At 61.7% G+C, this 25,427-nt stretch carries 19 protein-coding genes; 7 read left to right on the top strand and 12 right to left on the bottom strand.

The annotated features are described in order from the left end of the window. Position 1 precedes the first annotated feature (1 nt). The gene (purL, locus tag I8746_RS18655) at positions 2-3,901 is read right to left on the bottom strand and encodes a phosphoribosylformylglycinamidine synthase (RefSeq protein WP_012051367.1); all 3,900 of its coding nucleotides are present in this window, start codon (positions 3,899-3,901) and stop codon (positions 2-4) included. 337 nt (positions 3,902-4,238) lie between these two features. Here purL and mltF point away from each other — a divergent pair, with 337 nt between their 5' ends. Further along, positions 4,239-5,696 (top strand): membrane-bound lytic murein transglycosylase MltF, encoded by a 1,458-nt coding sequence (gene mltF / locus I8746_RS18650; RefSeq protein ID WP_012051366.1) that lies wholly within the window; start codon positions 4,239-4,241, stop codon positions 5,694-5,696. Positions 5,697-5,787: 91 nt separating this feature from the next. On the opposite strand, the gene tadA is transcribed toward mltF, so the two are convergent. Together tadA and I8746_RS18640 are read right to left on the bottom strand one after the other, a co-directional pair. Further along, positions 5,788-6,267, bottom strand: a complete 480-nt coding sequence (gene tadA / locus I8746_RS18645; RefSeq protein ID WP_012051365.1) for a tRNA adenosine(34) deaminase TadA — start codon at positions 6,265-6,267, stop codon at positions 5,788-5,790. Further along, positions 6,267-7,646 carry a multicopper oxidase family protein gene (locus tag I8746_RS18640; protein WP_012051364.1) on the bottom strand — a complete coding sequence of 460 codons (1,380 nt, stop codon included), beginning with the start codon at positions 7,644-7,646 and terminating at the stop codon, positions 6,267-6,269. The genes tadA and I8746_RS18640 overlap by 1 nt, the downstream gene beginning before the upstream one ends. Positions 7,647-7,986: 340 nt before the next feature. On the opposite strand from I8746_RS18640, the gene I8746_RS18635 reads away from it, so the two are divergent. Both I8746_RS18635 and tri1 read left to right on the top strand, forming a co-directional pair. After that, positions 7,987-9,462: a DUF6861 domain-containing protein gene (locus tag I8746_RS18635; protein ID WP_012051363.1), complete on the top strand. Its 1,476-nt coding sequence runs from the start codon at positions 7,987-7,989 to the stop codon at positions 9,460-9,462. Further along, positions 9,459-10,526, top strand: coding sequence for an ADP-ribosylarginine hydrolase Tri1 (gene tri1 / locus I8746_RS18630; protein WP_221100931.1), 1,068 nt, complete (start codon positions 9,459-9,461; stop codon positions 10,524-10,526). The genes I8746_RS18635 and tri1 overlap by 4 nt, the downstream gene beginning before the upstream one ends. A gap of 124 nt (positions 10,527-10,650) precedes the next feature. Here tri1 and guaA read toward each other — a convergent pair whose 3' ends face one another. From guaA to I8746_RS18610, 4 genes are all read right to left on the bottom strand, one after another. Then, a complete protein-coding gene (guaA, locus tag I8746_RS18625; RefSeq protein WP_003255024.1) occupies positions 10,651-12,228 on the bottom strand; it encodes a glutamine-hydrolyzing GMP synthase in 1,578 nt (525 codons plus the stop codon). Between the two features lie 78 nt (positions 12,229-12,306). Then, entirely contained in the window at positions 12,307-13,776 is a 1,470-nt protein-coding gene (gene guaB, locus I8746_RS18620; RefSeq protein WP_003255025.1) for an IMP dehydrogenase, read from the bottom strand. 86 nt (positions 13,777-13,862) lie between these two features. Beyond that, positions 13,863-14,420 carry a hypothetical protein gene (locus I8746_RS18615; RefSeq protein WP_003255027.1) on the bottom strand — a complete coding sequence of 186 codons (558 nt, stop codon included), beginning with the start codon at positions 14,418-14,420 and terminating at the stop codon, positions 13,863-13,865. 47 nt (positions 14,421-14,467) lie between these two features. After that, positions 14,468-15,223, bottom strand: a complete 756-nt coding sequence (locus I8746_RS18610) for a sulfite exporter TauE/SafE family protein (protein ID WP_012051361.1) — start codon at positions 15,221-15,223, stop codon at positions 14,468-14,470. A gap of 97 nt (positions 15,224-15,320) precedes the next feature. Here I8746_RS18610 and I8746_RS18605 point away from each other — a divergent pair, with 97 nt between their 5' ends. From I8746_RS18605 to leuA, 4 genes are all read left to right on the top strand, one after another. Further along, the gene (locus tag I8746_RS18605; protein ID WP_003255031.1) at positions 15,321-16,199 is read left to right on the top strand and encodes a LysR family transcriptional regulator; all 879 of its coding nucleotides are present in this window, start codon (positions 15,321-15,323) and stop codon (positions 16,197-16,199) included. 203 nt (positions 16,200-16,402) lie between these two features. Beyond that, positions 16,403-17,782: an exodeoxyribonuclease VII large subunit gene (gene xseA, locus I8746_RS18600; protein ID WP_029611814.1), complete on the top strand. Its 1,380-nt coding sequence runs from the start codon at positions 16,403-16,405 to the stop codon at positions 17,780-17,782. Between the two features lie 3 nt (positions 17,783-17,785). Then, a complete protein-coding gene (locus tag I8746_RS18595; RefSeq protein WP_012051358.1) occupies positions 17,786-18,613 on the top strand; it encodes a M23 family metallopeptidase in 828 nt (275 codons plus the stop codon). A gap of 432 nt (positions 18,614-19,045) precedes the next feature. Further along, entirely contained in the window at positions 19,046-20,719 is a 1,674-nt protein-coding gene (leuA, locus tag I8746_RS18590) for a 2-isopropylmalate synthase (protein WP_003255035.1), read from the top strand. Between the two features lie 62 nt (positions 20,720-20,781). Here leuA and I8746_RS18585 read toward each other — a convergent pair whose 3' ends face one another. From I8746_RS18585 to zwf, 5 genes are all read right to left on the bottom strand, one after another. Further along, positions 20,782-21,495 carry a monalysin family beta-barrel pore-forming toxin gene (locus tag I8746_RS18585; RefSeq protein ID WP_014755484.1) on the bottom strand — a complete coding sequence of 238 codons (714 nt, stop codon included), beginning with the start codon at positions 21,493-21,495 and terminating at the stop codon, positions 20,782-20,784. 19 nt (positions 21,496-21,514) lie between these two features. Continuing rightward, entirely contained in the window at positions 21,515-22,234 is a 720-nt protein-coding gene (locus I8746_RS18580; RefSeq protein ID WP_221100930.1) for a monalysin family beta-barrel pore-forming toxin, read from the bottom strand. A gap of 220 nt (positions 22,235-22,454) precedes the next feature. Next, complete coding sequence (locus I8746_RS18575; protein ID WP_003255037.1) at positions 22,455-23,135, bottom strand: bifunctional 4-hydroxy-2-oxoglutarate aldolase/2-dehydro-3-deoxy-phosphogluconate aldolase; 681 nt, start codon at positions 23,133-23,135, stop codon at positions 22,455-22,457. 17 nt (positions 23,136-23,152) lie between these two features. Next, positions 23,153-23,866, bottom strand: a complete 714-nt coding sequence (gene pgl, locus I8746_RS18570) for a 6-phosphogluconolactonase (RefSeq protein ID WP_012051355.1) — start codon at positions 23,864-23,866, stop codon at positions 23,153-23,155. Further along, the gene (gene zwf, locus I8746_RS18565) at positions 23,853-25,322 is read right to left on the bottom strand and encodes a glucose-6-phosphate dehydrogenase (RefSeq protein WP_014755481.1); all 1,470 of its coding nucleotides are present in this window, start codon (positions 25,320-25,322) and stop codon (positions 23,853-23,855) included. The genes pgl and zwf overlap by 14 nt, the downstream gene beginning before the upstream one ends. Positions 25,323-25,427: the final 105 nt, after the last annotated feature.

Genomic DNA, 25,427 nt, shown 5'->3' with positions numbered 1-25,427 from the left:
CTTAGTTCACCCACACCCGCGCGTTGCGGAACATACGCATCAGCGCGGCATCTTCCTGCCACTCGTCCGGGCGCCAGGAGTTCTGCACAGCGCGGAACACACGCTCCGGGTGCGGCATCATGATGGTCACGCGGCCGTCGCGGCTGGTCAGGCCAGTGATGCCACGTGGCGAGCCGTTCGGGTTGGCCGGGTAAGCTTCGGTGACCTTGCCGTGGTTGTCGACGTAGCGCAGGGCCACGCAACCGGACACATCGGCTTCCAGCAATGCTTCTTCGCTGGCGAACTCGGCATGGCCTTCGCCGTGGGCAATGGCGATCGGCATGCGCGAACCGGCCATGCCCTGCAGGAAGATCGAGTTGGACTTCTGCACTTCGACCATGGCCACGCGGGCCTCGAATTGCTCCGAGCGGTTGCGCACGAAGTGCGGCCAGTACTCGGTGCCCGGGATCAGCTCGTGCAGGTTGGACATCATCTGGCAACCGTTGCACACGCCCAGGGCGAAGCTGTCGGTACGCTCGAAGAAGGCCTGGAAGGCGTCACGGGCACGGGCGTTGAACAGCGCCGACTTGGCCCAGCCTTCGCCAGCGCCCAGCACGTCACCGTACGAGAAGCCGCCACAGGCGACCAGGCCCTTGAAGGCTTCGAAGTCGACACGGCCAGCGAGAATATCGCTCATGTGCACGTCGATGGCGGCGAAGCCGGCGCGGTCGAAGGCAGCAGCCATCTCGACCTGGCCGTTGACACCCTGCTCGCGCAGGATGGCCACTTGCGGGCGCACGCCTTTCTTGATGTAAGGCGCCGCGATGTCGTCGTTGACGTCGAAGCCCAGCTTCACCGACAGACCCGGGTTGTCTTCCTCGAGCAGCAGGTCGAACTCCTGGTCAGCGCAGTCGGCGTTGTCGCGCAGGCGCTGGATCTGGTAGCTGGTTTCAGCCCACTGGCGCTGCAGCATGCGACGGTCATCGTCGAACAGCACTTCGCCGTTCAGGCTGATGGTCACTTCAGCGTTGTTGACTGGCTTGCCGATCACCGCGACGCACTCTTCACCCAGGCCAGCAGCGCTGAACTGAGCCAGCACGTCCGGGGTAGCGTCCTGGCGAACCTGGATCACCGCACCCAGCTCCTCATTGAAGAGGATGGCCGGCACTTCGCCCTTGCTGTCGGTCAGCGGGTCGAGTTGCAGGTCGAGGCCGCAGTGGCCGGCGAAGGCCATTTCCAGCACGGTGGTAACCAGGCCGCCGTCGGAACGGTCGTGGTAGGCCAGCAGGTGGCCGTCGGCGTTCAGGCCCTGGATCACGGCGAAGAAGGCCTTGAGGTCTTCGGCGTCGTCGACGTCCGGTGCCTGCGCAGCGATCTTGCCGTAGGTCTGGGCCAGGATCGAGGCGCCCATGCGGTTCTTGCCGCGGCCCAGGTCGATCAGGATCAGGTCGGTCTCGCCCTTGTCCATGCGCAGTTGCGGGGTCAGGGTCTTGCGGATGTCGGTGACCGGGGCGAAGCCGGTGATGATCAGCGACATCGGCGAGGTGACGCTCTTCTCGACGCCCTCGTCGCTCCACTTGGTCTTCATCGACATCGAGTCTTTGCCGACCGGAATGGTGATGCCCAGCTCCGGGCACAGCTCCATGCCGACAGCCTTCACGGTGTCGTACAGGCGTGCGTCTTCACCTGGGTGACCAGCCGCGGACATCCAGTTGGCCGACAGTTTGATGTCGGACAGCTTTTCGATGCGCGAAGCCGCCAGGTTGGTCAGGGTTTCGCCGATGGCCATGCGGCCGGACGCCGGGGCATCCAGCAGCGCCAGCGGCGTACGCTCGCCCATGGCCATGGCTTCACCGGTGTAGACGTCGAAGCTGGTGGCGGTAACGGCGCAGTCAGCCACCGGAACCTGCCACGGGCCGACCATCTGGTCACGGGCAACCAGGCCGGTGATGGTGCGGTCGCCAATGGTGATCAGGAAGCTCTTGCTGGCCACGGCCGGGTGGTTCAGCACGCGCTGGACGGCGCTGTCCAGGTCCAGTTCGCTCGGGTCGAAGTCATCGCCCAGCTCGGCTTCGCGGGTAACCGAACGGTGCATGCGCGGCGGCTTGCCCAGCAGCACGTCCAGCGGCATGTCCACCGGGGTGTTGCCGAAGTGGCTGTCGCTGACGGTCAGGTGCGGTTCTTCAGTGGCTTCACCCACCACGGCAAACGGGCAACGTTCGCGCTCGCAGATGGCCTTGAAACGCTCGAAGTCGACCGCGCTGACGGCCAGCACGTAACGCTCTTGCGATTCGTTGCTCCAGATTTCGTGCGGGGCCATGCCCGGCTCGTCGTTGGGCACGTTGCGCAGCTCGAAGCGGCCACCGCGGCCACCGTCGTTGACCAGCTCAGGGAAGGCATTGGAAATACCGCCAGCGCCCACGTCGTGGATGAAGGCGATCGGGTTGTTGTCGCCCAGCTGCCAGCAACGGTCGATGACCTCCTGGCAACGGCGCTCCATTTCCGGGTTTTCGCGCTGTACCGAAGCGAAATCCAGGTCAGCCGAGCTGGCACCGGTAGCCACCGACGAAGCAGCGCCGCCGCCCAGGCCGATCAGCATGGCCGGGCCACCGAGCACGATCAGCTTGGCGCCGACAGTGATTTCGCCCTTCTGCACGTGGTCTTCACGGATGTTGCCCATACCGCCGGCGAGCATGATCGGCTTGTGGTAGCCGCGCACTTCTTCACCGTGCGGGGTGTTGATGGCTTGCTCGAAGGTACGGAAGTAACCGGTCAGGGCCGGGCGGCCGAATTCGTTGTTGAACGCAGCGCCGCCAAGAGGGCCTTCGATCATGATGTCGAGGGCGTCGACGATACGCTCGGGCTTGCCATAGGCCTGCTCCCACGGCTGCTCGAAGCCCGGAATGCGCAGGTTGGACACGGTGAAGCCGGTCAGGCCGGCCTTGGGCTTGGCGCCACGGCCGGTCGCACCTTCGTCGCGGATTTCGCCACCGGAGCCGGTGGAGGCGCCGGAGAACGGGGCGATGGCGGTCGGGTGGTTGTGCGTTTCCACCTTCATCAGGATGTGCACCGGCTCCTGCACCGCGCCGTACTGGCGGGTTTCAGGGTTCGGGAAGAAGCGGCCGGCAACGTTGCCGACGATCACCGAGGCGTTGTCCTTGTACGCCGACAGCACACCTTCGTTGTGCATCTGGTAGGTGTTCTTGATCATGCCGAACAGGCTTTTTTCCTGGGCCTGGCCGTCGATATCCCAACTGGCGTTGAAGATCTTGTGGCGGCAGTGCTCGGAGTTGGCCTGGGCGAACATCATCAGTTCGATGTCGTTCGGGTTGCGCTTGAGGCCTTGGAAGGCATTGACCAGGTAGTCGATCTCGTCTTCGGCCAGGGCCAGACCCAGGTCGATGTTGGCCTTGGCCAGGGCGTCACGGCCGCCGGCCAGGATGTCGACCGAGGTCATTGGCTTGGGCTGGGCGTGGCTGAACAGGTCAGCGGCCTGCTCCAGCTGGCTGAGCACACGCTGGGTCATGCGGTCGTGCAGTTCGGCGGCGATCAGGGCGGCGTCAGCGTCGCTCAGGGTGCCGGCCACGTAGTAGGCGATGCCGCGCTCCAGGCGCTGGATCGACTGCAGGCCGCAGTTGTGGGCGATGTCGCTGGCCTTGCTGGCCCATGGCGAAATGGTGCCCAGGCGCGGTACCACCAGGAACAGACGACCCGTCGGCTCCTGTACCGGCACGCTCGGGCCGTACTTGAGCAGACGGCCCAGCACCTGCTGCTGGTCGGCGGTCAGCTCGCCGTCAACATCGGCGAAGTGGGCAAATTCGGCATACAAACCAGTAACAGCGGGGACTTTCTGGCTCAGTTGCTCGAGTAATTTACCGTGGCGAAAGGCAGAAAGGGCAGGAGCGCCGCGCAGGATCAACATCGTCGGGACAGCCTCAGGAAGGGGTGTGCTTAGAGGCCGTGCATTCTAGCCTAATTCGATGGCTTTCGGCACCTGCTCTAAGCCACGCCTGCCAGGCGGCGGAACCGGACTTCGGGGTCAGTTTTCAGCGGTGTCCGGCTTGAGACGAGATCGAGCGCCGCCGGGTGTCCGGTTCAACACATTCAGCGCCTGTGAGATCGCCCAGGCGCTGAATGTCTCAAACCGGGCACCTGGTAGCCCTCATGCAATCCCCCTCCCCAACCACACAACCCGCTACCAGACAAGCTAACCGTTGTCGAGATATGGTTGGGCCAGTCCTTTGCGTATACTGCAACCTATGTTCGCCCACACTGCTTTGCGCCAGCGTTGCGCCAAATGGCTTCTCGCAACCGGACTCTTTCTGCTGCTAGGTGCCTGCGTTGAAAAACCCAGCACCCTCGAGCGCGTGAAGGAGGATGGCGTGCTGCGCGTGATCACACGCAACAGCCCGGCAACCTACTTCCAGGACCGTAACGGCGAAACCGGCTTCGAGTACGAACTGGTCCAGCATTTCGCCGACGATCTCGGCGTAAAGCTGCAGATCGAGACCGCCGACAACCTGGACGAGCTGTACGACGCCCTCGGCAAACCTTCCGGCCCGGTACTGGCTGCCGCTGGCCTGGTTAGCAGTGAGCGGCGCAAAACCCAGGTGAAATACTCCCATCCCTATCTGGAGGTGACCCCGCAGGTCATCTACCGCAACGGCCGCGCGCGCCCCACCGGCGCCAAGGGTTTGGTCGGCAAGAAGATCATGGTGCTCAAGGGCAGCAGCCATGCTGACCAGTTGGCCGAGCTGAAAAAGCAGTACCCTGCCTTGCAATATGAGGAATCCGACGCCGTCGAAGTGGTCGACCTGCTGCGCATGGTGGACGAAGGTCAGATCGACTTGACCCTGGTGGACTCCAACGAACTGGCGATGAACCAGGTGTATTTCCCCAACGTGCGGGTCGCCTTCGATTTGGGCGACACCCGCGACCAGCGCTGGGCAGTGGCAGCCGGCGAAGACAACAGCCTGCTCAACGAAATCAACGAATTTCTCGACAAGGCACAGAAAAACGGCACCCTTCAACGCTTGAAGGACCGCTACTACGGCCATGTCGACGTGCTTGGCTATGTCGGCGCCTACACCTTCGCCCAGCACCTGCAACAGCGCCTGCCCAAGTACGAGAAGCACTTCAAGAGCTACGCCAAGGTCGAGCAGGTCGACTGGCGCCTGCTGGCCGCCATCGGCTACCAGGAATCGATGTGGCAGCCGGAAGTCACCTCCAAGACTGGCGTGCGCGGCCTGATGATGCTGACCCAGCGCACCGCCCAGGCCATGGGTGTGTCCAACCGCCTGGACCCGAGGCAGAGCATCCAGGGCGGCGCCAAGTACTTCATGAAGATCAAGGAAGAGCTTGACGACAGCATTCAGGAACCGGATCGCACCTGGTTTGCCCTGGCGGCCTACAACGTCGGCAGCGGCCACCTGGAAGACGCCCGTACCCTGGCCAAGCGCGAGAAGCTCAACCCGAACAAGTGGCTGGACGTGAAGAAAATGCTGCCGCGGCTGGCTCAGAAGCAGTGGTACCGGCAGACCAAGTACGGCTATGCCCGTGGGGGCGAACCGGTGCATTTCGTGGCCAACATCCGTCGTTACTACGACATCCTCACCTGGGTGACCCAGCCGCAGCTCGAAGGCCAGGTGGCCGAGGGTAACCTGCATGTGCCTGGGGTCAACAAGGACAAGCCAGCGGATAAGTCGTCGCCGATGTAAGCCAGTAGGCCTCTTCGCGGGCAAACCCACGCCTACAAGATTTGCGCAGAACCTGTAGGAGTGGGCTTGCCCGCGAAGAGGCCGGTGCTGCTCAAGCCTTGGCCCGGCGGGCCTTGAAGAAGTCGCTGAGGATCTGCCCGCACTCTTGCGCCAGCACCCCGCCCTCCACCATCACCCGATGGTTGAGAAAGCCTTGGCCAAAGAACTGCCCCTGGCTCTGCACGATCCCCGCCTTGGGCTCCAGCGCGCCAAACACCACGCGCATCACCCGCGAATGCACGATCAGCCCCGCACACATGCTGCACGGTTCCAGGGTCACATACAGGGTGCTGCCGGGTAGCCGGTAGTTGCTGGCCGACCTGGCTGCCGCCCTGATCGCCACCATCTCGGCATGCGCGCTGGGGTCGCTGTCGATGATCGGCCGATTGAAACCCTGGCCGATCACCTGCCCATGCTGTACCAGCACCGCCCCCACCGGCACCTCGCCCAGTGCCGCGCCTTCGGCGGCCAAGGCCAGCGCCAGGCGCATGAACTCCTGATCGCGACTGCGATCGATGATCTGCGGGCGCATCAGACCACCGCAATCGCGGCCATCAGGCCGGTTTCCATGTGGTCGATGACGTGGCAGTGAAACATCCAGGTCCCAGGGTTATCCGCCACAAGTGCTACCTGGGCGCGCTCGTTCTTGCCCAACAAGTAGGTGTCGGTGAACCACGGTTCCTTGATGTCGTGACGGTTGGAGGCGATCACCTTGAAGCTCATGCCATGCAAGTGGATCGGGTGCTGGTACTGGGTCATGTTCTTAAGCTCGAAGATGTAGCTCTTGCCCTTCTGCAACGTGGCGATGGGGCGGTCGGCGCAGGTCTTGTCGGTAATATCCCAGGCCTGGCCGTTGATCTGCCACATGCTCGACGGTTTGGCCGGATCAGCGGTGACAGAGACGCTGGCCGCCCACTCGAAATTGAAGTTCAGCTTTTCGGCATTCTCCAGGTCCGGCTCGGCGATCGGATTGGGCGGCAGCGCGGGCGGCCAGTCACTCGGCGCGTCGTTGTTGGCCACCGAACGCAGGGTGCCCAGGCGCACGAAACCGTCGCGCAGGGAAATTTCCTCACCCGCCTCAGGAATGCGGATGGCCAGGCAGATACGCATGCCAGGGCCTAGCCAGTATTCGTCCAGCGCACGCGGGGTCACCGGGTTGCCGTCGAGGGCATAGATTCTCGCCTCGCAGTTGCCCTTGAGGTTGAGGCGGTAGGTCCAGGTATTGTCCAGGTTCAGCACGCGCACCCGCACCACCTGGCCGGCCGGCAGCTCGGTGATCGAGTCGGCCTGGCCGTTGATGGTGATCAACCGCCCGGCAGTGCCGTTGCGCGCGGCCTCGCGCGGGATGCTGAAAGGCAGCCATGCGCCCTGCTCGTCCACATGCCAGTTCTTCAGGCTCAGCGTACGCTCATGCTGGAAACCGGTGGGCTCACGCTCCTCGACGATCAGCGGCCCGACCAGACCGCGGCCTAGCTCCTCGGAGCTGCTGACGTGCGGGTGGTACCAGTAACTGCCGGCGTCCGGCACACGGAATTTGTAATCGAAGTACTCACCCGGCTTGACCGGCAACTGCGACACATAGGGTACGCCGTCCATTTCCAGCGGCAGGCGAATGCCGTGCCAATGGATAGTGGTTTCGACCGGCAGATGGTTGATAAAGCGTACCCGCAGCCAAGTGCCCTGGCGCACGCGCAGCTCGGTGCCCGGGGCCGATGGGCCGAAGGCCCAGGCCTCGGTCTTGAAGCCCGGCACCAGCTCGACGTCCAGGGGTGCTGCGATCAGCTCATAATCGTGCCCTGCGCTGTCGTCTTCGACCTTGCCCAGCCAGTAACGCGCCGCGCCCCCGGCGCCCAGGCCAACCACAACCAGGCCGGTCAGGCCCTTGAGCATTTGTCGACGGGTGAAGGACATCGGTGCGGGTACCTCGTGTTCTGCGCAATCAGTCTGCCAGCAAGGCGCTGACGATGAGGGGCGAATACGATACACCTGCAAATGGGAAATATTAAGTGAAGTATCCAAGCATCGTCCGCTTTAGCCACGGCATTGGCTGGACGGCAGGCGTAGCGGAACCAATCGACAGCGCCGACATCAAATTGACACCATTGCCAGAGGCACCTCAGATGAGAAAATGCCTCGCAATGCAACCATCAGCTTATTTGGCAGTTGGCTTGACTGCCAGGGCGGTGCATGGGAATGAATCGCCTTCAGCCAGCACACTCACCGGGCCTTCTCTAAAGGAATGCAATGGTAAATGGACTTATCAGCTTACGTCCCTAGCTGGGACGACATCGAACGCAACCTGGACCAGAAGTTCAGCGCCCTGAATCAGAGCGTCAGCAGCGGGTTGCGCAGTGCCCATGACAGCTGGGACGGCTTCACCCGCCGTGTAAGCGATGGCGCCAGCCAGGCCTATGGCGCTGTAGGCGGGCACCGGATCGACAACGTCCGGCAGGCGATGGCGCTGTCCTATCCCATGATGCAGTCAAATCTGTCCCGCAAATGGGCATCCATCAACATCGACCAGATTTTGCCCGTGCTGCTCAAGCTCGTGCAGGAAGTGGTGATGATTCTCGGCGGCAGCGTCGCGCTAGGCGGCGCTATAGGCGGCGCGGTAGGTTCTCTTGCCTTTGGCGTGGGCGCGGCACCTGGGGTGGTCGCAGGCAGCGGTATCGGCCTGCAGGTCGGTAACCTGATCCTGATGGCATTGGGCCTGGCCGCCATCGCGGAGTATTTCTATCAAGGGCTTCCCGCCTGCCTGGCCTCGATGCAAGAGGGGCTTGCAACCGCGTGGACTGCCGAAGACGGCCTGAAACCCTCGGGTCTCGACCCTTCGGGCGGCTCGGCCGCGCTGGTTCAAGAACGTACCGAACAAGCTGCAAGGCAACTGGCACGCGGACAAGAGCAACTCGTGATGCTTTTGCTGATGGCGATCGTGACCTACCTGACCCGCGGGCAGATGAAAGCCGGCGTGATGAGCAGCATGGAAAGCATCGCCAGCCGCAGCGCCAAGCTTCAGGCCGAGATTTCCAACAAGCAGTTGGCCAACTGGCTGGCAAAAAACCAGAACAGGCTGCTGATCGAACCTGAGCTGCAGATGAAAACCGCAACGCCGCTTAAGAAAGCGGAGCCAGAGCTGCCCCCAGCGACGCAAGCCACGGAAAAAACCGTTGCAGCGGCGCCGAAGAAGCTCATGAGCCTGCGCGATGCAGTGGGCAAGGACATGGCAGAGCGATGGATTGCCGAAGGCCGCGCTCGGGCAGACATACGGGCCCCGGAGCTTTCAAGACTGCTCAGCGACGATCAAATAGGCGCACTTTACGGCTACTCTACCAACGATGTGTACAAGGCGTATAACCAAGCATTGCGCGAAGGCACTGCTACGCCTGGTATCAAGGCCTTTGCCGAGCATGCAACCGAAGGCCTGGCACGCTTGCCTCGCTACTTAGGCGCTGAAACCTATCGTGGAACGGATCTTCCGCAGCATGTGCTCAATCGGATGCAAATGGGTGCAGTAGAGACCGACATGGCATTCTTCAGCTCATCCGCTACAACACCGTTTTCGGGCAATACCCAGATGGTCGTACGCGGCGTATCCGGCAAGGACATCAGTTTCCTCACGCAAATTCCCGAAGCGGAGGTACTGTACCCGCCAGGTACCTCTTTCAGAGTACTGAATCGGATTGAACAAGGCCCCACGACTCGTCTCTTATTAGAAGAAGTACTATGATCGACCTCCACAGCTCCACCCTCGCCGTTACCGAATATGCCTACCGGTACAACCACTTGCTGCCAGCGCCCACCCCACGCGAATCCGCAAGCCGTGGGTACGTACACCCGCAATGGCAAAATTCGCGCGCCTGCACACTCACCCCCGATCAATCGCTCGACAGAGCCAAGGGGGCATTGCTGGGGTTGGCCATTGGCGATGCCGTAGGCACCACACTGGAGTTCTTGCCCCGTGATGCCAAGCATGTCGATGACATGGTCGGCGGCGGGCCGTTCAGGCTCAAGCCAGGTGAGTGGACCGATGATACGAGCATGGCGCTTTGCCTGGCGGACTCGTACCTGGCGTGCATGCGATTTGATCATGCCGATTATCTTGAGCGTCTGTGCAGGTGGTACAAGCAAGGGGAAAACAGCGCTAACGGTGTCTGCTTCGACATTGGCAATGCAACCCGCCTTGCCTTGGAAGGATGGCTACGGCAAGGCTTGGACTGGTCAGGCAACACAGACCCGAACACGGCCGGTAATGGCTCGATCATCCGACTCGCCCCGACCGCCATATTCAGGCGCCACATGCTACCGTCCACCTGGCGCGAAGCTCAAAGTCAGAGTCGGACCACCCACCGGGCGCCCGAAGCACTAAGTTGTTGCGAACTGCTGGGTGCGCAGCTGCACCTCGCCCTGAACGGCGCGGACAAGGATGAAATGTGCCGCCCTATGGTCCGCCCGCTGCAAGCCCGCGCCACCATCATCAACGCTGGCGAATACAAGGAAAAAAGCCGCGATCAGATCCGCTCTTCAGGGTATGTCATCGACACCTTGGAAGCTGCACTGTGGGCGGTGTGGAATACCGACAACTTCAGGGACGCAGTGCTTCTGGCCGCAAACCTGGCAGACGATGCCGACAGTGTGGCAGCCGTGGCGGGGCAACTAGCCGGGGCGTTGTACGGGGTATCCGGTATGCCCGAGCAATGGGTAAAGACAGTGGCGTGGTCAGAACACATACAAGACCTCGCCCAAGCGCTGCACGACCAGGCGCCTGAAAGCGACCCGTTCTACTCGCTGTGATATTGCACGCAGCGGGGCAGATGAACGTGAGGAGCCGATAGACCTCAGAATGACAAAGGCCCGCGATTACGCGGGCCTTTGTGTGTTACAGGTCATCTGACACTGGCTATTGCCATGTGCCGGCTTATTCCCACTCGATGGTCGCCGGCGGCTTGCTCGACACATCGTAGGTAACGCGCGAGATACCGTCGATTTCGTTGATGATACGACCGCTGACAGTTTCCAGCAGCTCGTACGGCAGGTGTGCCCAACGCGCGGTCATGAAGTCCACGGTCTCGACAGCACGCAGGGCCACAACCCAGGCGTAGCGACGGCCGTCGCCGACGACGCCGACCGACTTGACCGGCTGGAACACCACGAATGCCTGGCTGGTCTTGTGGTACCAGTCGGCCTTGCGCAGCTCTTCGATGAAGATGTGGTCGGCGCGACGCAGGATGTCGGCGTATTCCTTCTTCACTTCACCGAGGATACGCACGCCCAGGCCCGGGCCCGGGAACGGGTGGCGGTAGACCATGTCGTATGGCAGGCCCAGCTCCAGGCCGATCTTGCGCACTTCGTCCTTGAACAGTTCACGCAGCGGCTCGACCAGCTTGAGGTTCATCTCCTCCGGCAGGCCACCAACGTTGTGGTGCGACTTGATCACGTGAGCCTTGCCGCTCTTGGCGCCAGCCGACTCGATCACGTCCGGGTAGATGGTGCCCTGGGCGAGGAACTGGATGTTCTCCAGCTTGCTGGCTTCGGCATCGAACACGTCGATGAAGGTGCGGCCGATGATCTTGCGCTTCTTCTCAGGGTCGGCTTCGCCGGCCAGGTTGTCCAGGAACTGCTTTTCAGCGTCGGCGCGGATCACCTTGACGCCCATGTTCTCTTTGAACATGGCCATCACCTGGTCGCCTTCGTGCAGGCGCAGCAGGCCGTTGTCGACGAATACGCAGGTCAGCTGGTCGCCGATGGCGCGGTGCAGCAGCGCGGCAACCACCGAGCTGTCAACGCCGCCGGACAGGCCCAGCAGGACGTTGGCCGAACCGACTTGCGCACGCACCTGGGCGATGGCGTCTTCGACGATGTTGGACGCCGTCCACAGGGCTTCACAGCCGCAGATGTCCTGCACGAAGCGGGACAGGATGCGACCCCCTTGCTTGGTGTGGGTCACTTCAGGGTGGAACTGCACGCCGTAGTAGCCGCGGACGTCGTCGTACATGCCAGCGATCGGGCAGCTTGGGGTGCTGGCCAGAATGTTGAAGTTGCCAGGCATCTGGGTGACCTTGTCACCGTGGCTCATCCACACGTCCAGGCCCAGCACGCCGTCGTCGTCAACGTGGTCTTCGATGCCGTCGAGCAGGCGGCTCTTGCCGACAACGTCCACGCGGGCATAACCGAACTCACGCAGGTCGGAACCTTCTACCTTGCCGCCCATCTGCTCGGCCATGGTCTGCATGCCGTAGCAAATACCCAGCACAGGCACATTCAGGTCAAACACGGCTTGCGGAGCGCGCGGGCTGTTGGCTTCGTGGACCGACTCGGGGCCGCCGGCAAGGATGATGCCGCGCGGGTTGAATTCGCGGATCGCTTCATCGTCCATGTCGAACGGGTGCAGTTCGCAGTACACGCCGATTTCGCGCACGCGGCGGGCGATCAGCTGGGTGTACTGGGAACCGAAATCGAGGATCAGGATGCGGTGAGCGTGAATGTCGAGGGCCATGACTCAATCTCGTCAGTGGAAATCGGAAACGACGCGGGGCTGTCATGACAGCCCCGCTTTATGTTGTAGCTGGAAGCCTCAGCCTACGCGGTAGTTAGGGGCTTCTTTGGTGATTTGCACGTCGTGCACGTGGGACTCGGCCATGCCGGCACCGGTGATACGCACGAACTCCGGCTTGGTGCGCATTTCTTCGATGGTTGCGCTGCCGGTATAGCCCATGGACGAACGCAGGCCGCCCATCAGCTGGTGGATGATCGCGGCCAGGGCGCCTTTGTAAGGAACGCGGCCTTCGATGCCTTCCGGTACCAGCTTCTCGGCGCCGGCCGAGGAGTCCTGGAAGTAACGGTCGGACGAGCCTTGCGCCTGTGCCATGGCACCCAGCGAGCCCATGCCGCGGTAGGCCTTGTAGGAACGGCCCTGGAACAGCTCGACTTCACCCGGGGCCTCTTCGGTACCGGCGAACATCGAACCCATCATCACGCAGGACGCGCCGGCAACGATGGCCTTGGACAGGTCACCGGAGAAGCGGATACCGCCGTCAGCGATCAGTGGCACGCCAGTGCCTTCCAGTGCTGCGGCAACGTTGGCGATGGCGCTGATTTGCGGCACGCCGACACCGGCAACGATACGGGTGGTGCAGATAGAGCCAGGGCCGATACCGACCTTGACCGCATCGGCACCCGCTTCGGCCAGGGCCTTGGCGGCAGCGCCGGTGGCGATGTTGCCGCCGATCACCTGCACTTGCGGGTAGGTTTCTTTCACCCAGCGTACGCGGTCGATCACACCTTTGGAGTGGCCGTGGGCAGTGTCGACGACGACGACATCAACGCCAGCTGCCACCAGCGCAGCAACGCGCTCGCCGGTGTCCTTGCCGGTGCCGACGGCGGCGCCGACGCGCAGGCGACCTTGGTCGTCCTTGCTGGCCAGCGGGTAAGCCTTGGCTTTTTCGATGTCCTTGACGGTCATCATGCCCTTGAGGTTGAACTTGTCGTCAACGATCAGGACTTTTTCCAGGCGATGCTTGTGCAGCAGCTCGCGAACTTCGTTTTTATCGGCGCCTTCGCGGACGGTGACCAGGCGCTCTTTCGGCGTCATCACGTCGCGAACCTTGGCGTCCAGGCGATTTTCGAAGCGCACGTCACGGGAGGTGACGATGCCGACCAGGTCGCCGTTCGCCAGTACCGGCACGCCGGAGATGTTGTTCAGGCGGGTCAGCTCGAACAGGTCGCGCACAGTGGCATCGGCGTCGATGGTGATCGGGTCCTTGACCACGCCAGCCTCGAACTTCTTGACCTTGCGCACTTCGCCGGCCTGTTGTTCGATGGTCATGTTCTTGTGGATGATGCCGATACCGCCTTCCTGAGCCATGGCAATGGCCAGACGCGCTTCGGTCACGGTATCCATGGCAGCGGAAACCAGCGGAATGTTCAGCTCGATGCCACGGGTCAAACGGGTCTTGAGACTGACTTCATTGGGCAGTACCTCGGAATAGCCAGGTACAAGGAGGATATCGTCGAAGGTCAGGGCTTCTTGGCTGATACGCAGCATCGCGGGGGCTCCCGGGCGGGAAAAATGGAAGCGCGCCATTATACTCATGCATGGCGCGCCGCTCAATGCAAAATAAGGGCCTTCGGTCAGGCTTGTGGCAGTTTTACCTGCACCACGGCCACCGGCTGGTCGAGCCAGTCGGCGAAGCTGTCGAGAAAGGCCTGGGTGAACCCGGCCTCGCCCCAGTTGTTGAAGATGAACCCCAGGTTGGAAAAGGCACATGGCTGCAGGTAAATGAAGCCATTGATGTCATCTTCGAAGCCGCACAGTGGGCAGGTAAAGTTGTCGCTCACTGCCGGCATCCACTCTTCCAGGCTTTCGAACAACGGCTCGCCTACCTCGCGCCGGCACTCCGGGCAACCGGCTTCTTCGAGGAAGCCTTCGGTGGGGGTATAGATGCAGCGCTTGAGCATCACTTCCAGGCCGTTGACCGGTTCGCCGAAGGGCAGTTTTTCCGGGTGCAGGGCCACTTTGCGCGCCCCTGCCGCCAGGGCATGGCCCATGCGGTTACCGGTGCGGCCACAGGTGGTCAGCTGCTCCTCGACGACCTTTTCGCGCACCAGCCAGCGCAGGATGGCGCGTGCGCGGGCTTCATGCACCGGGACGGTAGACAGCTTTGGAACGATGATGCTCTGGGTGTTCATGAACGGGACAAGCCTGAGAAACGCCGGTAATGACGCAATTCTACCGCTCAGGCGCTCAGGTAGCGACCAATCAACGCCAGCCCACTGGCCAGCACCAGCCAGGTCACCAGCCGTACGAACGCTTCGCGGGATAACCGGTGGGTCAACCGACGCCCTACCCACAGACCAATGAACATGACAGGCAGCAGGCAGGCGGCGAGCAGCAGCAGGCGTTGGTCGGCATAGACACCGGCGATCAGGAACAGCGACAGACGCACTATCGTACTGCAGCTGATCAGCGCGCTCTGGGTGGCGCGTACCTGTTCCTTCACCTCCAGCCGTGCGCTCAGGTAAAGGGCATAAAGAAACCCGCCGCTGCCGAACAAAGCCCCGAACAACCCGCCTGCCGTGCCCATCGGCACCGCCCAGAAGCCGGACAGGCTGGCTGGCCTCACTTTCACTGCCAGCCCGTAAAGTGCATAGGCAGTCACGAATACCCCCATCAACAGCAGCAACAGGTCGGACTTCAGTTGCAGCAGGAACACCACGCCCAACGTACAACCCAAGGCCATGAAGGGCAGCAGCCGCAGCAATTCACTGCGTACCACATCCCGGCGCGACGGCAGCAGGTTGCCGAACGCGGCCACGAAATCCAGCAGCACCAGCAACGGGATGATGCGTGACAACGGCATGAAGTGAATCAGCACCGGCCCCGCCACGAGTGCAGTACCGAAGCCGGCGATGCCGAAGACGATGTAGGCCGCAGCGATGGCGAACAGGATCGGCAGCCAGTCAAGGCCGGAAAACGACAGTTGGGCAAGCATGGCAACAGTTCCTGGGGAGACAGGCAAAGGTTAGTCAGCCATGAGCCATGCCGACTAATATGCCTTTATCCAGAAAGCCATCTCGAAAAGGCATGACATGACGTCGATCCGACAGTTGCGTTACTTCGTGGAAATCGCCGAGTGTGGCAGTTTCAGCAGTGCAGCCGAGCGACTGTACGTCGCCCAGTCTGCCCTTAGCCGGCAGATCAAGGAGCTGGAGCAGCAACTGGGCACGCCGCTGTTCGAACGCACGGCGCGCCTGCCTCGCCTGACGCTGGCCGGTCAGGCCTTTCTTGAACGGGCACGACGCCTGCTGGCTGACCTGGCACAGGCGGAGCGGGTTACCCGTGACATTGGCCAAGGGTTGCAAGGCAGCTTGCGCCTGAACCATTCCAGCACCGTGCCGCTGACCGGCGGGCTTCTGGCTCGCCTGGGGAACTACCTGAAGCACAACCCAGGGGTTTCGCTGGAGATTGCGCAGCAGTCGTCGGAGGCACAACTGGAAGACATTGCTGCCGGACGGCTGGATATCGGCCTGTTGCGCTTGCCGGTGCTGCGCCAGCATGAAGGCGTGGTGCTGCATGAACTGTTCGACGAACCCTTGTTGCTGGCGGTCGCCGCTGGGCACCCCTTGGCGGGTACTCGGCACGTGCAACTGGAGCAATTGAAGGAAGAACGCTTCATTTCCATCCCGCACCGGGATCGCGGTGGCTTGAGCTACCTGTCGGCCTCGCTGTGCATGGGGGCAGGGTTCTTCCCGCAGGCGGCGCAGGTACTGTCGCGCAAAACTACGCAGTTGCAGCTGATACAGGCGGGGTTTGGGGTGGCGTTGTTGCCGCGGTGCATGTGCGAGATTGCCCCGGCTTCAGTCAGCTTCGTAGCGCTGGAGGGTGATTGCCAGAGCACGGTGGCACTGGCCTGTCGCCGTGATGCGGGGCAACTGGTGCGGCAGTTCGTGGCGACGATGCAGGGCTGAAGGCACCGGTTGCGGTCTTGTGGGAGCGGCCTTGCGTCGCGAAAGGGCTGCGATGCGGCCCCAGGTTTTCAGCTTCGCCGCATGAAGTGCCGGGGCCGCGTTGCGGCCCTTTCGCGACGCAAGGCCGCACACAAGGATGGGGTCAAGGCTGACAGTAGGGGCAAGACAGACAACCGGGGCCGATGTCATTTATGATGCCTGCCATGATCAAAGACCCTTTCGAACGACTCGGGCTGGACCGCGAGGTCCTTACCGTCAGCCAACTCAACGGCCGCGCCCGCGTGCTGCTGGAAGACGTTTTCCGCAGCGTGTGGGTGGAAGGCGAAATCTCCAACCTCGCCCGCCCGGCGTCCGGCCACATGTACTTCACCCTCAAGGACAGCGGCGCCCAGGTGCGTTGCGCGTTGTTCCGGCAGAACGCCACGCGGGTACGCCAGGCGCTGCGAGACGGCCTGGCGGTGCGGGTGCGCGGCAAGGTTTCGCTGTTCGAGGGACGTGGCGACTACCAGCTGATTCTCGACACCGTCGAGCCCGCCGGTGATGGCGCGCTGCGCCTGGCTTTCGAGGCCCTGAAGGATAAGCTCGGTGCCGAGGGACTGTTCAGCACCGAACGAAAGAAGCCACTGCCGGCTCACCCGCAGCGCATCGGCATCATCACCTCGCCCACTGGCGCGGTGATCCGCGACATCATCAGTGTGTTCGGCCGCCGTGCCCCGCAGGTGGAGCTGAACCTGATCCCTACGGCGGTACAGGGCCGCGAAGCCATCGCGCAGATCGTACGCGCCATCCGCCTGGCCGACAGCCTCGGCTTCGATGCGCTGATTCTGGCGCGTGGTGGTGGTTCGCTGGAAGACCTGTGGTGTTTCAACGAGGAAGCCGTGGCGCGTGCCGTGGCCGCCTGCGTCACGCCAATTGTCAGCGCCGTGGGCCATGAAACCGACGTGTCGATCAGCGACTTCGTGGCTGACGTGCGCGCGCCCACCCCGTCGGCTGCCGCCGAGCTGCTGGCCCCTGACAACAGCGGCCTTCGGCAACGCCTGGATGGCCTGCAACGGCGCCTGCTGCTGCGCATGCAGAACCGCCTGACCCACGACCGCCTGCGCCTGGAGTCACTCACCCGTCGCCTGCGTCATCCAGGCGAGCGTTTGCGCCAGCAGGCTCAACGCCTGGACGACCTGGACATGCGCCTGCGTCGCGCGTTCATGCTCAACCTCAACCAGCGCCGCGAACGCCTGGCACGCCTGGACGCCCGCCTGGCCGCGCAGCATCCGGGGCGTAACCTGAAACTGCTGAACCAGCGCCTGGACAGCCTGGCCGAGCGCCTGCCACGGGCCATGCGTGAGGTGCTCAAGGACCGTCGCCAGCGGTTCCAGGCCCAGTTGCAGACACTGCAGGTGGTCAGTCCGCTGGCCACCCTGGCCCGCGGATACAGCATTTTGCTGGATGAACAAGGCCAGGCCATTCGCAGCGCGGAACAGACCCGCAACGGCCAACGCCTGACCGCCCGCCTGAACGAAGGCGAGCTGCTGGTGCGGGTCGAAGACAACCACCTGACCCCGGTCACCCTCTCACTACTGGACTGACACATGCCCCGCGTGCTCGCGCCCCTGCTTGCCCTTTCCCTGTTGCTGCTGGCCGGCGGCGCCCAGGCCAGCTACATCACCCGTACACTGAACAAACCGGTACCCGGCGGTGTGGCAGTCGTCGACCTAGGCCCCGCCGCCAACGCACCCAGCGCCCGTTTCGACGGCAAACCGGTGCTGGTGGTGAAGGAGCAGGACAACTGGCTGGCCATCGTCGGCATCCCGCTGACCCAGAAGCCCGGCACCGCAGTGCTGAACCAGGGCGGGCGCACCCTGCCTTTCAGCGTAGGCAGCAAGACGTACCCTGAGCAGCGCATCACCCTGAAGAACACGCGCCAGGTCAACCCGAACCCGGCCGACCTCAAGCGCATCGACCGCGAACTGGCCGAGCAGATCAAGGCCTACCGCAGCTTCAGCCCTAACCTGCCGAGCAACCTGGTTCTCGACAAGCCGGTCAACGGCCCGCTGTCGAGCAAGTTCGGCGTGCGCCGCTTCTTCAACGGCGAAGAACGCAACCCGCATGCGGGGCTGGATTTTGCGGTGCCGGCAGGCACGCCGATCAAGACACCCGCCAATGGCAAAGTGATTCTGGTGGGGGACTATTTCTTCAACGGCCGCACGGTGTTCGTCGACCATGGGCAGGGCTTTATCAGCATGTTCTGCCACATGTCGAAAATCGATGTGCAGGTGGGCCAGCAACTGCGTCGTGGCGAGGTGGTCGGACGCGTGGGCTCGACCGGGCGGGCTACCGGGCCGCACATGCACTGGAACGTCAGCCTGAACGATGCGCGGGTGGACCCGGCGATTTTCATTGGCGCGTTCCAGCCCTGAAACTGCGGCGCCTGCTTCGCGGGCACGCCCGCTCCCACAGGTACAGCGAAGCCTTCAGACACAGCTCAATACTTGTGGGAGCGGGCATGCCCGCGAAGAGGCCAGCGCAGTCGACAGCAGTTCAACTGTGTTGCGCCATCGAAAAATACTGCGCAAAAATCAATAAGCACCCAGCAGATCCAAGCCATAAAATCTCGCCTAATTACTTTTTTTAAGCATTCCTCTCAATTTTTCCCGAACGCTTGCCATCCCCCACCCCACTGGTTAAGTTTGAAGGCATGAAAACCTTCAGCACCCTCATCCTGCTCCGACAACATCGCAGCCTCTGCCTGGTCAGCGCCCGACTACCAGGCTGAATCGCGTCGCCTCGCCTCTTCATATCGTTATCGCTCGGCAGGCCCGATCTCGGCCGCACACAAAAGGATTGCTTCCATGACCATGCTCAAAGACCCTTCGAAGAAATACCGCGCTTTCCCGACCATCGACCTGCCTGACCGTACCTGGCCGTCGAAGACCATCACCCAGGCACCTATCTGGTGCAGTTCCGACCTGCGTGACGGCAACCAGTCGCTGATAGAGCCGATGGACTCGGAGAAGAAACTGCGCTTCTGGAAGACCTTGGTGCAGGTTGGCGTGAAGGAGATCGAAGCCTCGTTCCCGTCTGCCTCGCAAACCGATTTCGACTTTGTGCGCACCCTGATCCAGGACGGCCACATCCCGGATGACACCACCATCCAGGTGCTCACCCAGGCACGTGAAGACCTGATTGCCCGCACCTTCGAATCGCTGCGCGGTGCGAAGAAGGCCATCGTCCACCTGTACAACGCCACCAGCCCGTCGTTCCGCCGCATCGTCTTCAATCAGGACAAGCAAGGCGTGAAGGACATCGCGGTGAACGCGGCCAAGCTGTTCGTCAAGTACGCCGCTCAGCAGCCGGAAACCCAGTGGACCTTCCAGTACTCGCCAGAAACCTTCAGCGCCACTGAAATGGAGTTCGCCAAGGAAGTCTGCGACGCGGTCATCGAGGTGTGGAACCCTACCCCTGAACACAAGATCATCCTCAACCTGCCGGCCACCGTGGAAGTGTCCACGCCAAATATTTACGCCGACCAGATCGAGTGGTTCTGCCGCAACGTCAGCCGCCGCGACAGCGTGATCATCAGCCTGCACTGCCACAACGACCGCGGCACCGGCATCGCTGCCACCGAACTGGGCCTCATGGCCGGCGCCGACCGTGCCGAAGGCTGCCTGTTCGGCAACGGCGAGCGTACCGGTAACGTCGACCTGGTGACCTTGGCACTGAACCTCTACACCCAGGGCATCGACCCGTTGCTGGACTTCTCCGACATCGACGGTGTGCGCAAGGTGGTCGAAGAGTGCAACCAGTTGCCAGTACACCCACGTCACCCGTATGTGGGCGACCTGGTCCATACCGCGTTCTCCGGCTCGCACCAGGACGCCATCCGCAAGGGCTTCGCCAAGCAGCAGGATGGGGAACTGTGGGAGGTGCCTTACCTGCCGATCGACCCGGCCGACATCGGCCGCAGCTACGAAGCGGTAATCCGCGTCAACAGCCAGTCGGGCAAAGGCGGTATCACCTACCTGCTCGAGCAGGAATATGGCATCAGCCTGCCGCGTCGCATGCAGATCGAATTCAGCCAGGTGGTGCAGGGTGAGACTGACCGCCTGGGCCTGGAAATGACCGCCCAGCAGATCTACAGCCTGCTGCACAAGGAATACCTCCAGGCCAACGCGCCATACGCACTGGTCAGCCATCGCCTGCAGGAAGAAAACGGCCACAGCGCTGTGGAAGTGGAAGTTGCCGGTGAAGGCGAAACCACCCTGCACTGGCGCGGCAAGGGCAACGGCGCCCTGGAAGCACTGGTGGCCGGCCTGCCGATTGCCGTGGAGATCATGGACTACAACGAGCATGCGATTGGTGCTGGCACCAACGCCAAGGCAGCTGCCTACATCGAACTGCGCGTGGCCGGTGGCCGCCCGGTGCATGGCGTGGGTATCGATGAGAACATCACCACGGCCAGCTTCAAGGCCCTGTTCAGCGCGCTGAACCGCTCGCTGAGCCAGCAGGAAGCAAAAGCGGCTTGATCAAACCACTACAGGCAGAAAGCCCGCTGGTTTAAAGCGGGCTTTTTTCATTACGACGTTAATCAAAATACCGAGAAATCAAAAGTCCAGCGTCTGGCACCTGGCGCTTTCTCAAATTGATTGAACAAGACCGCTTGGTTAACCTGACTCCAGGTCAGAGGCTTTATTGATTTTTCATTCCTGACCGGAACAAGCTGATCGCAAACCACCGATGAAAGCATCGTGATGTCCTGCCGCACCAGCCGCCCATCGTCATTGAATATATCTGAGCTCTTGGTATAGGGTACGTATCCAGCAAGCACGCCAGCGGATGTCATGTGGTGCGCGTAGACCATGTGCACTTGATACACCATGATGGTCCCATCGCCCTTCACTCTCAATGAGCGCTTGGTTGACTCCGAACCGCTCACCGTTTCAGAAACCGAAAACATGGCAGTGAGTTCAGCGTTCGCATTCGCCGGGCCGAAGTCAGCAGAGAAGCCTACCTTAAACTCGACGCCTTGGGAGAAACTCTTGCTGAAGCCCTCGCAAACTACCACTTCGCGCTCGTGTTCCGTTTGCACATTGGATCGTATCGTGGCCACATGTTGCAGATAAGCAAAGACTGGCCGCGTGTAAGTGGCCCAGTCATAGTTACCACACCTGACATCACCGTAGGTGGTATCGGCATCCACCCAGCAACCGGCATGCAACTGATCACCTATCAGGTACTGCTCGATTTCGAAAGACCCTCTTTTCAGGGGGTACCGGCTGATTTCATTCATCAAATCGCTCATTGAATATGACCTCATCCACTCAATATTGCAGGAAGCGGTTGCTGGCCGCCTGATCATTAAAACTCCAGCCGGCGTCACCCGCTGCGCCATAAGCAAGATTGAATATCAGGTGATATAACGCCTGTCGTGATATTGGCGCTTTGGTGTTATCCAAACCATGTCCTACCCACATCAGGTCTGTGGCCACGGAAGAAAGGAAGAAAACGCCTTTGTTGTCGCCTTGCACACGCACGGGCTGTACCTTGAACAGCTCAGAGCACTGGGCATCGCCCTGTTTTACCCAATGCGCATAGACCTGCTTCAACTGGTAGGCCACATAGCATTCAGCTCCCGCTACGCGCACGGTATGCCCAACCGATGATAACGGCCGCCACTCTTCGGCAGAGCAGCCGGAGAGCAGATCTGACTTTACGCTTACCAGCCCGATTCCACTCGGCGCAGAAAAGCCTTCGGCATCATGTGCAAACCAGACCTCATGCCCACTGGCACGGGACAGATCAATTTCACAGTCTCCAGCACTTAATGTTTTATAAGTGCCCACGTAGTCGAAGTAGGCGAAAACCGGGCGGGTCAATACCTTCTTTTTTCCTGAAGGAAACCCAAACCCACCGTAGACGGTTTCACCTTCTATCCAACATCCAGGATGAAACTCGTCCGTGCTGAGCAGGTACCTTTCAATCAGGTATGAACCGTTTAAAACGGGGAACGCATCGGGTGACAAACGCTCGAAGCCTGTCATCGCACACCTCTGAACAATAGTTGAAGGCGTGAGACTATTAACTGTTGAGTTCTGCGCCTAGGCGCTCATGTTTCCTCACCAGGAAGTGTTTATGGGGGCGTGATCACGTATTGAGGGCCGGCACGTCAGCCGTCAGGTGGCAAAGCAGACAACGAAATCAAAGGATAAAAAAAAGGGGCGCCGACCAAGCGCCCCATAAGCCGTAAAGCACACAACTGATTCAGTTGGCGTCCAGCAGTGCCATTGCCTCGGCACTGCACGCTTCGATCCGCGCCCAGTCACCGTTCTTGATCCAGCTGCTGTCGAGCATCCAGGTTCCCCCCACGCACATCACGTTTGGCAGTGCCATGTAGTTGCGCACGTTGGCCGGGTTTACACCACCGGTAGGACAAAAACGAATGTCGCCGAACGGGCCACCAAAGGCCTTGATCGCCGCTACGCCGCCGCTGATTTCCGCCGGGAACAACTTGAACCGGCGGTAGCCCAGGGCATAGCCCATCATGATTTCGGACGGCGTGCTGATGCCCGGCAACAGCGGGATTTCGCTGTCCACGCCAGCCTCGAGAATATCCTGGGTAATGCCAGGGGTAACGACGAACTGCGCGCCCGCAGCTTCAACCGCCGCGAACATGCTGCGGTCGAGCACGGTACCGGCACCGACACACAGCTCCGGGCGCTGCTCACGCAGCACTTGAATGGCCTTGAGGCCATGCTGTGAGCGCAGGGTCACTTCCAGGGTACGGATACCGCCAGCGGCCAGGGCGTCAGCCAGCGGCAGGATGTCTTCCTCACGAGCAATGGTGATTACCGGCAGGATGCGCGCCTTTTTGCAAATGGCGTCGATCCGCGCGGCTTTATCAGCCATCGAGAGCTTGGGCTGTGGGCGTTCAAGGGTGGTCATGACTGTGGATCCTTGGCTCATGGGCACCAGTAGATGTCCAGGGGGTCGTGAAGAAAAGCGCGAATCGGCATTTCAGTAAGGTCATTGCCTGCCAGCGCGGCGCGCAGGGTAGCGAGTTTGCTCTGGCCTTGCACAGACAGCGCGATGAAGGCCGCGCTGGCCAGCAGCGAACGGGTCATCGACAGGCGCTGGTGCGGCACGCTCGGCGCCAGCAATGGCAGGCAGCGGCGCGGGCCGGCCGGGTCCAGGCCTGCTTCCAGGTTGGGACTGGCGGGGAACAGCGAGGCGGTATGGCCATCATCGCCCATGCCCAGCACCAGCACGTCGATCGGCGGTAGCTCGGCCAAGGCCTGGTCAGCTTTGAGCGCAGCTGCATCAAGGTTCTCCGCCTGCTGGTACAGGCCAACGAAGCGGGCCTTGGCCGCTGCGCCCTTCAACAGGTGGCGGGCCAGCAGGCCGGCATTGCTGTCAACGTGCTCCACTGGCACCCAGCGCTCATCAGCCAGGCTGACGATGACCTTGGCCCAGTCCAGCTGCTCGCTGGCCAGCTTCTCCAGGAACGGCACCGGGCTGCGGCCGCCAGACAACACCACACAGGCCTGCCCCTTGGCGGCAATCGCGGCGCGCAGGCGCTCAGCCACATCATGAGCCAAGGACACGGACAGTGCCTTGGCATCCGCCAGTTCATGAGCCTTCACGGCCGCTGGCAGTTTCAATTCAGATATCCCCATACCACGCCCTCCCATCGCGTGTGATCAGTGCAATCGAGCTCATCGGCCCCCAGGAGCCCGCCGCGTATGGCTTGGGCGCATCGCCCGCATTACGCCAGCCGGCGATCAACTGGTCGCACCACTTCCAGGCGTACTCGATTTCGTCCTTGCGCACGAACAGGTTCTGGTTGCCGCGCATCACTTCGAGCAACAGCCGCTCGTAGGCATCCGGAATTCGTGCACTACGCCAGGCATCGGAAAAATTCAGCTGCAATGGGCCACTGCGCAGTTGCATGCCCTTGTCCAGGCCCTGCTCCTTGGTCATCACCCGTAAAGAAATGCCTTCGTCCGGTTGCAGGCGGATGATCAGCTTATTACCGATCTGCAAACGCTGTTCCGGGGCGAAGATGTAGTGCGGCGTTTCCTTGAAGTGAATGACGATCTGCGACAGCTTTTGCGGCATGCGCTTGCCGGTTCGCAGGTAGAACGGCACGCCCGACCAGCGCCAGTTACGGATGTCGGCACGCAGGGCGACGAAGGTTTCGGTGTCGCTCTGGGCGTTGGCGTTGTCTTCTTCCAGGTAACCCGGCACCGGTTTGCCTTCGCTGTAGCCGGCAATGTACTGGCCACGCACCACACTGGTGCTCAAACCGTCACCAGTGATCGGTGCCAGGGCTTTAAGCACTTTCACCTTCTCGTCGCGGATGGCATCGGCGGACAGTTCGCTGGGCGGGTCCATGGCGATCAGGCACAGCAACTGCAGCAGGTGATTCTGAATCATGTCGCGCAGTTGGCCGGCCTTGTCGAAATAACCCCAACGGCCCTCGATACCGACCTTTTCCGCGACGGTAATCTCCACATGGGAGATGGAGTTCTGGTTCCATTGGGTTTCGAACAGGCTATTGGCGAAGCGCAGGGCAATCAGGTTCTGCACCGTCTCTTTGCCCAGGTAGTGGTCAATGCGGTAAACCCGGCTTTCAGGGAAGAACCGCGCCACGGCATCGTTGACCCGGCGCGACGACTCCAGGTCGTGGCCAATCGGTTTCTCGAGCACTACCCGGGTGCGCGCAGCCAGCCCGACCTTGTCGAGGTTTTCGCAGATGGCCCCATACACCGCCGCCGCCGTGGCGAAGTAGGCGATCAGCGGCAGCTCACCGGGTAGTTGCTCGGCCAGGACCTGATAGCCCTCGGGCTGAAGGAAGTCCAGATGCTGGTAATTCAGGCGGGCGAGGAAGCGCCCCAGCGCGGCAGGCTCGATATCTGCCTCGGGCACGTGCCGACGCAGGTGGGCTTCGATGCTGTCCAGGTGCTCCTGCGCACTGCCGACCTCACGGGCGAGGGCCAGCAGGCGGGTGTCCGGGTGCAACAGGTTGGCCCGGTCGAGCTGGTAGAGCGCAGGAAACAGCTTGCGCAATGCCAGGTCGCCGAGGGCGCCAAACAGGGCAAAGGTGCAAGGTTCGACACTGATTGCAGCCATGATGTTGGTTCTTTCCTAAAGTTGGTCTAGGAATACCGCTTTCACACACGGTTTTCAAGGGATAATGTAGTAAAAACCACAACATTACACACAAGTGTTACAGAC

This window comes from Pseudomonas sp. USTB-Z (assembly GCF_019691255.1).
Taxonomy (GTDB): Bacteria; Pseudomonadota; Gammaproteobacteria; order Pseudomonadales; family Pseudomonadaceae; genus Aquipseudomonas; species Aquipseudomonas alloputida.
Note: the sequence above shows the minus strand (reverse complement) of the source record. Positions and strands in the feature narration are given on the sequence as shown.